The sequence below is a fragment of the Bacillus sp. 5RYD7K genome (genome assembly GCF_059831465.1).
Map to the genome: position 1 here is coordinate 888,577 of NZ_CP191200.1, position 12,501 is coordinate 901,077.

At 44.9% G+C, this 12,501-nt stretch carries 13 protein-coding genes; 7 read left to right on the top strand and 6 right to left on the bottom strand.

Going from position 1 to position 12,501, the window contains the following annotated elements:
- The first annotated feature begins 15 nt into the window (after positions 1-15).
- Positions 16-525, top strand: a complete 510-nt coding sequence (locus ACQE26_RS04510) for a DinB family protein (protein WP_500470760.1) — start codon at positions 16-18, stop codon at positions 523-525.
- A gap of 72 nt (positions 526-597) precedes the next feature.
- Here ACQE26_RS04510 and ACQE26_RS04515 read toward each other — a convergent pair whose 3' ends face one another.
- The 5 genes from ACQE26_RS04515 to ACQE26_RS04535 all read right to left on the bottom strand — a co-directional run bounded on the left by ACQE26_RS04515 (position 598) and on the right by ACQE26_RS04535 (position 6,725).
- Complete coding sequence (locus tag ACQE26_RS04515) at positions 598-1,260, bottom strand: GntR family transcriptional regulator (protein WP_060963823.1); 663 nt, start codon at positions 1,258-1,260, stop codon at positions 598-600.
- Positions 1,261-1,337: 77 nt separating this feature from the next.
- Positions 1,338-2,894 (bottom strand): glycoside hydrolase family 32 protein, encoded by a 1,557-nt coding sequence (locus ACQE26_RS04520; protein WP_500470761.1) that lies wholly within the window; start codon positions 2,892-2,894, stop codon positions 1,338-1,340.
- 61 nt (positions 2,895-2,955) lie between these two features.
- Positions 2,956-4,377 carry a levansucrase gene (gene sacB, locus ACQE26_RS04525; RefSeq protein ID WP_500470762.1) on the bottom strand — a complete coding sequence of 474 codons (1,422 nt, stop codon included), beginning with the start codon at positions 4,375-4,377 and terminating at the stop codon, positions 2,956-2,958.
- Between the two features lie 345 nt (positions 4,378-4,722).
- On the bottom strand, positions 4,723-5,658 hold the full coding sequence (locus ACQE26_RS04530) for a DMT family transporter (RefSeq protein ID WP_438422178.1): 936 nt from the start codon (positions 5,656-5,658) through the stop codon (positions 4,723-4,725).
- Positions 5,659-5,795: 137 nt separating this feature from the next.
- On the bottom strand, positions 5,796-6,725 hold the full coding sequence (locus ACQE26_RS04535; RefSeq protein ID WP_004393053.1) for a manganese-dependent inorganic pyrophosphatase: 930 nt from the start codon (positions 6,723-6,725) through the stop codon (positions 5,796-5,798).
- A gap of 206 nt (positions 6,726-6,931) precedes the next feature.
- Here ACQE26_RS04535 and ACQE26_RS04540 point away from each other — a divergent pair, with 206 nt between their 5' ends.
- Positions 6,932-7,303, top strand: a complete 372-nt coding sequence (locus ACQE26_RS04540) for a winged helix-turn-helix transcriptional regulator (RefSeq protein ID WP_060963827.1) — start codon at positions 6,932-6,934, stop codon at positions 7,301-7,303.
- A 36-nt stretch (positions 7,304-7,339) separates the two neighbouring features.
- Here ACQE26_RS04540 and ACQE26_RS04545 read toward each other — a convergent pair whose 3' ends face one another.
- A complete protein-coding gene (locus tag ACQE26_RS04545; RefSeq protein ID WP_500470763.1) occupies positions 7,340-7,825 on the bottom strand; it encodes a spore coat protein in 486 nt (161 codons plus the stop codon).
- A 133-nt stretch (positions 7,826-7,958) separates the two neighbouring features.
- On the opposite strand from ACQE26_RS04545, the gene ACQE26_RS04550 reads away from it, so the two are divergent.
- From ACQE26_RS04550 to ACQE26_RS04570, 5 genes are all read left to right on the top strand, one after another.
- Positions 7,959-8,111, top strand: coding sequence for a hypothetical protein (locus ACQE26_RS04550; RefSeq protein WP_016937356.1), 153 nt, complete (start codon positions 7,959-7,961; stop codon positions 8,109-8,111).
- 244 nt (positions 8,112-8,355) lie between these two features.
- Positions 8,356-9,291: a YybS family protein gene (locus ACQE26_RS04555; protein ID WP_500470764.1), complete on the top strand. Its 936-nt coding sequence runs from the start codon at positions 8,356-8,358 to the stop codon at positions 9,289-9,291.
- Positions 9,292-9,321: 30 nt separating this feature from the next.
- Positions 9,322-11,301 (top strand): DHH family phosphoesterase, encoded by a 1,980-nt coding sequence (locus ACQE26_RS04560; protein ID WP_045925622.1) that lies wholly within the window; start codon positions 9,322-9,324, stop codon positions 11,299-11,301.
- Positions 11,298-11,747 (top strand): 50S ribosomal protein L9, encoded by a 450-nt coding sequence (gene rplI, locus ACQE26_RS04565; protein ID WP_438421005.1) that lies wholly within the window; start codon positions 11,298-11,300, stop codon positions 11,745-11,747. Before ACQE26_RS04560 ends, rplI begins: the two co-directional genes overlap by 4 nt.
- 141 nt (positions 11,748-11,888) lie before the next feature.
- The gene (locus ACQE26_RS04570; RefSeq protein ID WP_500470765.1) at positions 11,889-12,452 is read left to right on the top strand and encodes a kinase; all 564 of its coding nucleotides are present in this window, start codon (positions 11,889-11,891) and stop codon (positions 12,450-12,452) included.
- Positions 12,453-12,501 lie beyond the last annotated feature (49 nt).

Here is a 12,501-nt window from a genome sequence, read left to right on the forward strand (position 1 = left end):
AGAGGAGAGGGTATTGTGGGACATCTGGCACTGCAATTGTATGATTATCATCTTTGGGCAAATCAGCAAATATTCACCCGGCTTAAAGAGCTTCCGGAGGATGTGTACCGTAAAGAGATTCAAAGTGTCTTTCCGTCGATAGCCGGTGTATTGACTCATGTGTATCTGTCGGATAAGGGGTGGTATGATGTGTTCTCCGGAGAGCGTCTGGAGGATACGCTGAAATCAGCTGAACAGCAAAAAGAGGACATCTTGTCTAAAGAGATAGAAGAGCTGGAAGATCTATTTTTGGAATTATCAGACCGATATCAACTTTTTTTGCAAAAGGAGGAAAATATCAATCTCTCCCTTGAAATAGAGCATCCGTCAGGTGACATCATGAAAACCACGACGGCCGATATGATTCTCCATGTTGTGAACCACGGAACGTATCATCGCGGGAATATAACAGCCATGCTCAGACAGATGGGGTATGCTTCTGTGCCGACGGATTACGGTATTTATTTATATATAAATAAAAAGTAAACAAGACAGCCAAGTCGGCTGCCTTGTTATATCCGTAAAAAGCCAAATCACATGATTTGGCTTTTTCGTTTGCTAAGACATGTTCTGCAGACGTTCTAAACTGTTTTTCCAATTCGCTTCAAGCGCTGCAAGGGCAGCGGCGTCATCCTGCTGTTCTAATGCGTGAATGATAGCAGCGTGTTCATTGTATGATCTGGTCAATGCATCATCTTCGCTGAAATAGCGGATCTCCATTCTCTGGATTTTCACCTTCAGGCCCGCAAGCAATTTGCAGAGTTCGGCATTGTCTGTAAGCAGAATGATGCGATGGTGAAATGCATTATCCGCTTCCAGAATGGCCATTTTATCGCCGGCCTTCACCGTTTGAAGCAACTCTTCATTAAGCTGTTTCAATTCCTGAATCACTGCAGCGTCCATATGCGGGAGGGCTTGCTGCAGCGCGAGTTTTTCAAGCGTCCAGACAATGGAATACAAGTTTTCCGCTTCTTTTAACTCAATCGGAGCGACAAGCGTCCATCTGTTTGCCTTTGTCATGACCAAGCCGTCATCTTCTAAGCGCAATAAGGCTTCCCGTATCGGAGTGCGGCTGATTCCCAATGTTTCCGACAGTTCCTTGTCCTTTAACTTTGTTTCAGGTTTGAGCCTGCCCGTTATGATCCAGTTTCTGAGCGTGTGATACACTTCGTCCCGCATGATGGTTCTTTTCAGCACAGGTTCTTTGTTTTGATTATCCAATGGAACACCTCATGAATCGTAGTATACATACAAGCATTTTAACACAGTCTGAACGCCGGTTAGAAATGAAGAGAGATCTAAGGATGAATTGAACCGAGATGCTTTATCTCAATATGCTGAAAGTCAGCGGAACCGCCTTCAGAATAGAGAGTGATTCCCTGATCTTCTGGTTTTGGAAACACTTCATTTGTGAGAACGGTTTTTCCGTCATCTGCAAATACTTCAATACTCGTTTTATCCACGAGAATTTTCAGATGAACGCGCCCTTTTTTTCCGTCAAATGGCGCTTTGCTTTCAGTATATGTCCCGGTTTTATCAGGCTGATCTGTAAATGATCTGTTCACATAGGCACAGCCGTCTTCTGCTGAAATACCGACATCAATATGCCGCTTTTGGTCTGCTGATTCTCTGAGTCTGACGCCTGCATTTTTGATATCAGACCAAGAGATATCCATATCAAGCTGATACGTATCACCCTTGATCGGCAACGTTTCAGAACCGTTCACCTGTTTGTCTTCAGCGCCGTCCGTTGAAGAGGTTAATTGGTTCAATGCTTCAACCGGCTCTGACATCAGGCTGTAGGTGCCGCCATCCTGCTGCTGAAGGCGGATTTCACGAACGATAGAATCCGTGCCGTTAAAGCCGTTCTTTAGTGTCGGAGTTTCATTCGGATAATCCCAATTGTTCATCCATGCCAGCGCATAGCGTTTTGTCAGCGGATCTTTGCTATTGCCGTCCTCAAATGTGACGCCGCCGTACCAGTCAAACCCGTAATCGAGCCATTGCGGTTCCGCTTGATCGGCAGTAAATTCTTTTCCGTCAAAGTTTCCGGTCCAATAAGCGTACGTATTCGGTTTGCCCTGAGGTTTGCCGTTTGCGCTTGCGCCGAGAATCCACTTGGCCGTTCCGTCATCTGCACGCATCATATAAAGGTCAGGGCATTCGATGAGGCCGATCTGCTGGGTAATAAAACCGCCCGTGTAATGCCAATTCTTTAAATCGGGTGATTCATAAAAGCCGATTTTTTCGCCCTCGGCCATGGCCATCACCCATTTATTATCCTGTTCATCCCAAATCACCTTCGGGTCCCGGAAATCTTTAGTGCCAGGGTTTTTCATGACGGGCTGATCACTATAGGATGTAAATGTTTTTCCTTTATCCGTGCTGTACCATAAATATTGTTCTTGTGCTTCGGTTTTGGCCGTCGGCTGCGTTGTAATGGCGACCAGTGCGTTTTTGCCGAAGCCTGCCGTGTTGTGTTTATCAATGACGACAGAACCGGACCATATATCGCCGTTTGGGTTGGTGTATTTCGGAATAGCCGTGCCTTCGTCCGTCCAGTGCACCAAGTCCTCTGATACAGCGTGCCGCCATTCTGTGCCGTTGCCGTTCGGATAATCCCGATTATAAAGATAATAGTAATGATATTTCCCATCGAAAAAAACGGGTTTTTGAGGGTCGTTTTTCCATTTGTCCGGGGTTGTGAAATGATATGCCGCCCGGTAATCCGGTTTATTCTTCGTGTTTGTTTTAGAGGAATTGTTGCTTTCGTCCGGCAGTAAGCCGACAAACAGGAACGCACCCAGAATGATCAATATTGCAATGGGCCATTTTCGTGCCATGATTGAATTCACCATCTTGTTTAGAAATAAAAGAAAATGCCAATGAAATATCGGCATTTTCTTTTTATTATGATTAGTTGTTAACCGTAAGCTGTCCTTGTTCAAGGATACTGTTTTTGACAACGGATGTTTTCTGACCTTTGATGTTCATTAAGAAGCTTGGCGCAAAAGTTGCCTTTTTATCCTCAAAGAAGCCTCTGTTTGTCATGTAGCTTGTGATCACGACATTGTTGCCTTTGGCTTGAGGCACTGCGAAGTGAGAGTATGTGAATGTCACATCGTTAGGATCAAGACCCATTTGCAGTACAAGACCTGATTTGTTCAGCGGCTTGTAAGGACCTGTTAAAGAGTTTGATACATAACCAAGCATGTAAATATCGTTTGAATTAATACCGTCGATCGTCATTTTTGAACCGCGTGAATCAGTGAACAAGTACCATTTGCCGTTCATTTTGAAAACGTTCGCGCGCTCGATTTCATCAGTTACCGTGTTTGAAGTGATCAGCGGCTTCATGACTTTTTTCAATGTGTAGTCATTATTTAACTCTATCATACCGAGGGCGCCGTTCGCTAATTCAGCATCGCGTTTTTTAGCACTCTGCTGAAGCTTCTGGCTTTCTTTACGGAAGAAGTTCGTGCTGCCGCCGTAGTACGCTTTGTTAAATAAAGATTCTTCGCCTTGGTATCCGTTATCTGTTCCTGTGTTGGCTTCGAATACAAGGTATTTATGGCCTTTGTCTTCAACGTAGTGAGGGTCTCTCAGCGTATGGTTGTCGCCGGATGTATAGTTGCCTTCATCGATAAACTGCTGAACGTTCTGATATGTTTTTCCGTCGCCGTCAAAAATCGTTTTGTGGTCTTCCACTCCGTTGATGTTGAGCGCGCTGTCAGATTTTGACACATTTACCTGCGCCGTTGTAATACTTTGTTTGCCGTAATGTTTACCGGAAAAGTCAGTGTAGAATAAACGGATTTTTCCGTCAGAAGTAAGGGTGGCAGAACCGGACCATTCTTGTGTCTGATCTTTCAGGATTTCATCGTTGGCGTCGAACTTATCGCTGTCTTTAAAGACACGGCCCGCGTTTTTCCAGCTGTCGATCGAGTTGTCGCCGACCTTTTGATAAAACATGTAGATTGATGTGTCATCAGCGTCTTTCGGGCTTCCAGCAAGAGCAAACACGACGTGATAGCCGTTGTATTCAGCTACTGTTCCGTCAGCGTTTTGGAGCGGCCAGCTGTCCCACACATCCAGTCCTTTTGCAGATTCAATATTTTTAATCGTTGATTGATCGAATTGAGGCACTTGGTATTTTTCGTTTTGCTGCTGTTTAGGGATCTGCAGCATATCATGGCGTGTGATATGAGAGACGCCGTACGTTTCTTTGTAAGGTTTTTGGGTATTTTCTTTCGCGAAGGCTTGAGTCGCTCCCCCTGCCAGAAGTGCAGTCGTAAAAGTTAGAACTGTGGCTCGTTTTGCAAATTTTTTGATGTTCATGTCCATGTCTCCTTTTGTATGTACTTTGTTGCGATCTGCCGATTCGATCCTCCCGCATTCATGGATGGCAGGTTTGTTACAGAAAAAAAGACCTAAAATATGCCAGGGGTGACGCCAAAGAATACACTTTGCCCTTAACACATTTTAGGTCTTGCCTGCTTTATCAGTAACAATCCTGCGTGATTTACTTGTCGACATCATTCTATTCGACTCTGAATCTATTGACAACTGGTCTAATTTCCTCTTTTGGAAGATAGTAAAATGAAAAAAGACCCTTTAATATATGGGTAATTAAGACTAAGGGGTGCTCTAGGCCTAGGAAAAAACCTCTCTAAAAAAGAGAGGTTATTTTTTCTTGATAGATAATAAAGCGATGGTGGCTAAAATCAATAAAGTACCCAGCCATTCTGATAGTCCGAAGGGAACATGCAGCCAGATCACCGCTAAAAAAGCTGCCGACAGCGGCTCCGCACAGGCGAACAGGCTGGTTTCAGAGGCACTCAGATATTTCAGGCTTTCCAAGTAGCAATAAAAAGCGATAATCGTTCCGAAAATGATGATAAATACAATCGCCGCATATGCGGATAATGACCATTGGCCTTCAAACTTCCAAGGCGGCCGGACTAAGCTGAGAGCGGCTCCGCCGATCAGCATGCCCCATCCGACAATAATGGCCGATCCCCATTTCTTCAAAAGCCGATGCGGCTGAAGAGTGTAAAACGCCAGTGCAAAGGCTGAGCTGATACCCCAAAAGACGGCCAGGCCGGAAATGGATAGGCTGCCGGCATTCCCGTGCGTGACCAAAATAAATGTGCCTGCAGCCGCTAATAAGACAGCGAGCAGTTCTTTTCCTGAAGGCATTCTCTTTGCGCGAATCGCTAAAAAGCATGTAATAAGGGCAGGCCCTAAATATTGAAGAACGGTAGCGGTAGCCGCATTGCCGTACTCAATTGCCGCGAAATAGGTGTATTGAACGCCTAACATTCCGAAAATCCCGAATAAAAGAAGAGGAACCCTGTCCCGTCTGTCTTTCCAAACAGCCCATATGCGTCCTTTTTCTTTGCGGTACGCGATTCCGAGCAGAAGCGCCCCTGAAAGCAGCAGCCGTACAGAGGTCAGCCATTCTGTATTAAAATGGCGGTCCTGAAACAGATACTGGGCAACTGTTCCTGAGACCCCCCATAAGATAGCTCCTGTAAGCACAAGCCAAATTCCTGTTGTTCGTGAATAGGAAAGAGCAGCGTGTTTCTCCAGTGTAGAACCCCCCTTTGCTGTATTGATTTACAATTAATAGAAAACGCCTTTCATGTGATATATTATATATTACATATCAAAACGCGTCAAAGCGATTTTTTTGGTGAGCGCTTACAAAAAAGGTCGTAAAAAAAACACCCCGGCGGGTTCCCGGGGCGTTTTGGTTATTCTGCAATCGCGTCTGTTAAAACAGGAACGACTTGTTTCTTTCTGGATACGACGCCTTTTAAAAGAGCCGTGTTGTTTTCTAAAGTGACATTGAATGCTTTTTCCACTTTTGACGCCTGATCGCCGATGGCAAGCGCAAGGGAATCGTTTTCCAAAATGTCCGTAATCACGAGAAGGAACAGATCAAGGTTTTTCTCAGCAATGACTTTTGAAAGGGCCGCTTCTAATTCCGGTTGACGCTTTTTGACATCTTCAATATCAACTGTGTTGACTTGGGCGATTTCGACTTTTTTGCTGCCGAGCGTGAACTCTTTCGCATCAAGGGAAATCAGCTCTTCCACCGTTTTTTTGCTTAAGTCTGCGCCTGCTTTCAGCATGTTTAAGCCGTACTCTTCCGCATCTACGCCGGCAATTTCAGCAAGCTCTTTTGCCGCTGCGATATCCTGCTCTGTGCAAGTCGGAGATTTAAATAAAAGTGAGTCGGAAATAATCGCTGACAGCATAAGACCGGCAATTTCTTTCTCGATTTTCACGTTATTTTCTTTGTACATTTTGTTTAAGATCGTAGCCGTACAGCCGACCGGTTCTGCACGATAGTAAAGAGGTTCCGCCGTTTCGAAGTTGGCGATACGGTGATGGTCAATGACTTCAAGAACCTGAACGTCTTCAATATCCTTGATGCTTTGCTGGCGTTCATTGTGGTCAACAAGGATGACGCCGTTTACTTCGTTTGCGGCTGTTTCCACGAGACGCGGGCTCTCCTGCTTGAAATAATCAAGAGCGTATTGTGTTTCGCCGTTGACTTGTCCTAGGCGGACAGGCTCAGCATTGAAGCCGAGTTTATTTTTTAGATCAGCGTAGGCAATGGCAGAGCAAATGGTATCTGTGTCTGGGTTTTGATGTCCGAAAATAAGAATTTTTTCCATAATAACTCCTTGTCCTTTTTTGTAGTGTAAACAATCTTTTTATAGTTTAACACGTCTTGCGGAGGGTGTAATCTTCAAAACCTTAAAAATTGATGTGAAAAAGAAGCATTTTTGTTGAGAGTGGGAGCAGATTGCGAGTAAAATACTGGGTAAGTCAGATGCTAATCAGCATGTAGTATCAAAAAAGGTACTATGGAGGATGAATTATGAACATATATCCGAATAAAGAAGGTTGCCCGGTTGAGCTGACACTTTCCGTTATCGGCGGAAAGTGGAAGGGTATTTTGTTTTATCATATGATCAGCGGAAAAAAGCGGTTTAATGAGTTTCGGCGCATCTGTCCCAGTATTACGCAGCGTATGCTCACGCTTCAGCTTCGGGAGCTGGAGGCGGATGGCATCGTGCATCGTGAAGTGTATCAGCAGGTGCCCCCAAAGGTTGAGTATTCACTCACAGAATTCGGCAGGTCGCTTGAACCGATCGTGCTGCAAATGAAGAAATGGGGAGACGCCAACCGGGAATTTCTCGAATCATACCGGGAAAAAACGTCGGCTCAAGATCAGTCCGCTCAAAAATAAGAAGCAGCAAAGGATGAGATTCCCTGCTGCTTTTTTTTATTTCATCGCAATGGCTTTTCTGGCGTTGCGGACGTCGTTTTTCAGCAATTCGCTCAAGTTATAAGCCGGATATTGACCGCGTTCTTCCATATACTCAAAGACCATTTGGTGCCACTTGATGGCCGCGTTTAAGTGCCTAACGAAGACGATTCTTAATTGAGGTGTGGCCGTTTCTGTAATGGCTCCGGCGTAATTGCGGACAGATGTTTTGGCCATGCTCAGCAGGCCGCCGCTATAAAAGGAGGAATCAGCCCGCTCTTCTGTCTCATCTTCACGAAAGCCGGGGGCTTCAGGGAAGAAGGGAAGCAGTTCACGCAGATTTTGTTCCAGCGAGTGGATGGAAAATCTGTAAAGCTGTTTTAATCTGGCATCGCTTACTTCACGTTCCGTTCTTTTTAATTTCACAAGCCCGTTTGCCTGGAAAGCCACTAACTCGTGCAGTTCTAACGTTTCATGCCATGCTAATGTTCTCCGCTCAGTCATGGTGTGAGAATCTCCTTTATCCTTCATTTTCACTATCAGCATATGCCCCGGTCCTGATGTTGTTCCTGATGTTTTGAAGTTTCCAGAAAGGGAAACTCAATGTAAAGGAAATACGAAACAGAGGTGAAACTATATGTGGGACATGATAAAGAACTTCTTCCTTTTCAGCAGCGGTGTTTTACAGGCAACCACTCTCTTACTTATCGTTATCGTCTTGTTATTTGTACGGAAAACCAAAAAGAAAAACAGAGATACTTCTGGTTTCATGGACGATCAGGATCATTGATACAACGGGCATTCTTTCACTAGGATGTCCGTTTGTCTGTTTTCATGTTTCACATGGAACATTGGAGCCGTCTGCGCTCATTTTACTTACGATTTTGACTTATGTTAGAATAAATACGTGTATTTTGGAGAGTTTATGGAAAATTCAGGTCTTGGAAGAGACATTGCGGCGTCAAAAGAGCAGTCGTCTAAGCTGCTCTTTTCTATTCGTATGTTCTGAATGATACAAGGTTTGAGGTGAGTAAGTGAAGAATACAAGGGCTCTAATAGAAGGCGCCATTTTGATCAGTATTTTTGCAATCATTTCCCTTTTGGTCGTGTATCTCCCTTTACTGGGGGCGATTCTTCTCTTTGCTTTGCCGTTGCCGATCATTCTTTACACCATTCGGCACGGTCTGAAGCCGGGGATATGGATGGGCCTTGCCAGCCTCCCGGTCAGTTTTATTGTGAGTTCGTTTGCCGGGCTTACAGGCGCGTTTACGGCGGCCTGTACGGGGGTCGCTATGGGATATTACTTTAAAAAGAAACAGCCCGGTTATGCGGTTGCGGCCGGCGCCATTGCGTGTATGCTGTGCGGTGTCGTTATTTTTGTGTTCAGCATCGTGTTTCTTAATATGAACGTGGTTGATAACACTATGTCCCAGCTTCGAGAGTCGCTGTCTTTAGCAGAAACCATGTCAAAACAGCTGGGTTACGGAGATCAGTTCGGGAAGCAGACCAAGCTGATGGAAAGTCAGCTGAGCACGCTTCAATATCTTTTTCCGACTGCGCTTATATTGACCAGCATTGTTTCTGCTTTCCTCAGTTATGCTATGGCAAGGCCGTTTTTAAGGCGGTTTTTCCCTGATCTTCCGAAGATGAAGCCTTTTAGAGAGCTCAGACTCCCGCAAGTCGTTGTTATTTTGTACTTTGTTGTGACGATATTAGGGTTTCTGCATTTAGAAAAAGGGCATATGATGTATTCGGTTTCATTGAATGGGGGACATATTCTCAGCTTGCTGATTTGTATTCAAGGATTAGCGTTTATTTTTTTCTATTGCCATGAGATGGAGATGCCAAAAGCCGTTCCTGTATTAGCGATTGTGCTGGGTGTGCTTTTTCCGCTCATCATGTCCGTGTATCTCCTCTTAGGCATCATTGACATAGGCTTTAACATAAGAAATAAGGTGACGCGAAATTGAGTGTGACTTACAGGTGGGGAGTTGATAGAAATGCCTAGTTTTTATGAAAAGCCGTTGTTTCGGTATCCCATCTATGCATTGATTGCATTGTCAATCATCGTAATCCTCATCAGCATTTACTTTAACTGGCTGATAGGAGCCGTCGGGGTTGTGCTGCTCGCCGTGATCTTGTTTTTCATTAAGCGTGCGGATTCTTTGATCAGAAGAGAAATTGACAATTATATTTCCACGCTATCCTATAGATTGAAAAAAGTAGGCGAAGAGGCATTAATGGAAATGCCTATCGGGATTATGCTGTTTAATGATCAATATTACATTGAGTGGGCGAATCCGTTTTTGTCTTCCTGCTTTAATGAAAGCACGCTCGTCGGGCGCTCGCTGTATGACACATGTGAGGCCGTCGTGCCGCTGATCAAGCAGGAGGTCGATTCGGAAACGATCACCTTGAATGAGCGGAAGTTTAAAGTGGTGATTAAAAGAGATGAGCGCCTGCTTTATTTCTTTGATGTGACGGAACAGATTCAGATTGAAAAGCAGTACGAAAATGAGAGAACCGTGCTGGCATATGTCTTTTTAGATAACTACGATGATGTCACACAGGGGCTGGATGACCAGACGAGAAGCACGATGAACAGCCAGGTCACCTCATTATTAAATGCGTGGGCGCAAGAGTACGGCATTTTCCTGAAGCGGACGTCCTCGGAACGGTTTATCGCTGTGTTAAATGAACACATATTAACGGAGCTTGAAAACGCGAAATTTTCGATTTTGGATGAAATCCGTGAAAAAACATCCGTTCACACTGTATCTTTGACCCTCAGCATCGGGATCGGCGCATCGGTTTCTTCCTTGAAGGAGCTTGGAGATCTGGCGCAGTCCAGCCTCGATTTGGCTCTCGGCCGCGGAGGCGACCAAGTGGCGATCAAAATGCCGAACGGCAAGGTGAAATTTTACGGCGGCAAAACGAATCCGATGGAGAAGCGCACAAGGGTGCGCGCCCGGGTGATTTCCCACGCGCTCAAGGAAATTGTCTCAGAAAGCAGCAATGTCATTATTATGGGTCACAAATTTCCTGATATGGACGCAGTCGGAGCCGCAATCGGAATATTAAAGGTGGCGCAGGCCAACGGCAAGGAAGGCTACATCGTCATTGATCCGAATCAGATCGGATCAAGTGTTCAGCGCCTGATTGAAGAAATTAAAAAATATGAAGAGCTGTGGTCGCGGTTTATCACGCCGGAAGAGGCGATGGAAATTTCAAATGATGACACGCTGCTTGTCGTCGTGGATACACATAAACCGTCCTTTGTGATGGAAGAGCGTCTCGTGAACAAAATCGAGCACATCGTTGTGATTGACCATCACCGAAGAGGCGAGGAATTTATTAAAGACCCGCTGCTCGTTTATATGGAGCCATACGCTTCATCCACCGCAGAACTCGTGACGGAGCTACTTGAGTACCAGCCGAAGCGGCTCAAAATCAATATGATTGAAGCGACAGCCCTGTTAGCTGGTATAATAGTGGATACGAAGAGCTTTTCCCTTCGCACGGGCTCGCGGACGTTCGACGCCGCTTCTTATTTGAGAGCGAAAGGCGCAGACACGGTTCTGGTGCAGAAAGTCCTCAAAGAATCAGTCGGTTCTTATATTAAGCGGGCGAAGCTGATCCAGCATACAGCTCTTTATAAAGAAAATATCGCGATTGCTTCTCTTCCTGAAAATGAAGAGGAGTACTTTGACCAAGTGCTGATTGCGCAGGCTGCTGATTCCCTCTTGTCGATGAGTGAAGTGGAAGCTTCATTTGCCGTAGCCAGACGGGATGAGCATACGGTGTGCATCAGTGCGAGATCGCTTGGCGAGGTCAATGTGCAGATTATTATGGAGGCGCTGGACGGCGGAGGGCATTTAACCAATGCGGCAACCCAGTTATCAGGCATTTCTGTTTCAGAAGCGCTTGTCCGGCTGAAGGAAGCCATTGATGAATATTTTGAGGGAGGCGTTCAGAGATGAAGGTTATTTTCTTACAAGATGTAAAAGGTAAAGGGAAAAAAGGCGAAATGAAAAACGTAGCAGACGGTTATGCACATAACTTTCTCATTAAAAAAGGCCTCGCTGTCGAAGCAAATGCGACAAACATCAGCGCATTGAACGGACAGAAAGAAAAAGAGAAAAAAGAAGCGATTGCAGAGCTTGAAAGAGCGAAAGATTTAAAAGAAACGCTTGAACAGCTGACTGTTGAGCTGAGTGCCAAATCCGGTGAAGGCGGCCGCCTGTTCGGATCTGTCACAAGCAAGCAGATTGCAGAAGCGCTGCAAAAGTCGCACAAGATTAAAGTGGATAAGCGGAAACTGGAACTCCAAGACGGTATCCGCACACTGGGATATACAAACGTTCCTGTAAAGCTGCATCCTGAAGTTCAGGCTGTGCTGAAGGTTCACGTAAAAGAAGAAGCGTAATATATAATAGAAAAACCCGCCGATCCGGCGGGTTTTTTTATGTCAGCATAAGACGCGGCGTAAGAAAATGATGAGAATGTTTCATGTCCGATGCTTATCCGATTGCATATGATATTACAACATAACGAAGGATGTGTCGGTATGATGCGATTTTTTTCTGAAACCTATTTTAATGATCCGGAAAATAAAAAGACGCTGGAACACTATCCGCTGATCGGGAACGGAAAAGACGGGGAAGTCTATCGCTTAACACACAACAAATGCTTAAAGTATTTCTTTGAAATAGAGACATGTGGGAAGGAATTGGCAGCTTTGCAAATCGGACAAGGTTCCCCGGTGATTCCAAGACTGTATGAATACGGAGATCGTTATATTGTGATGGAATATGTTCAAGGCACCTCCCTTGCCCGCCATATTAAAACAGAAAAATCCATTTCCGACAAACTGGCGGCTGATATTTTAAATATGCTGGATGATTTAAAGAAAATCGGTTTTACCAGATGGGACGCTGAAATCAGGCACATTCTGATCAACGAACACGGTAATCTAAAAGTCGTCGATCATAAAAGAGCCTTTTCCGCTATTGCCCGCTTTCCTGTAAAACTATTAAAAGGATTGAACCAATACGGCCTGGCAGATGAGTTTTTGGACACCATAAAAAAATTAAATCCGTCACGTTACCTGGAATGGCAGCTGCACATGTAAGTTTCTGAAAATCCGCACATGTAAGTTTCCTTTTTTTAGGGTCGTCATA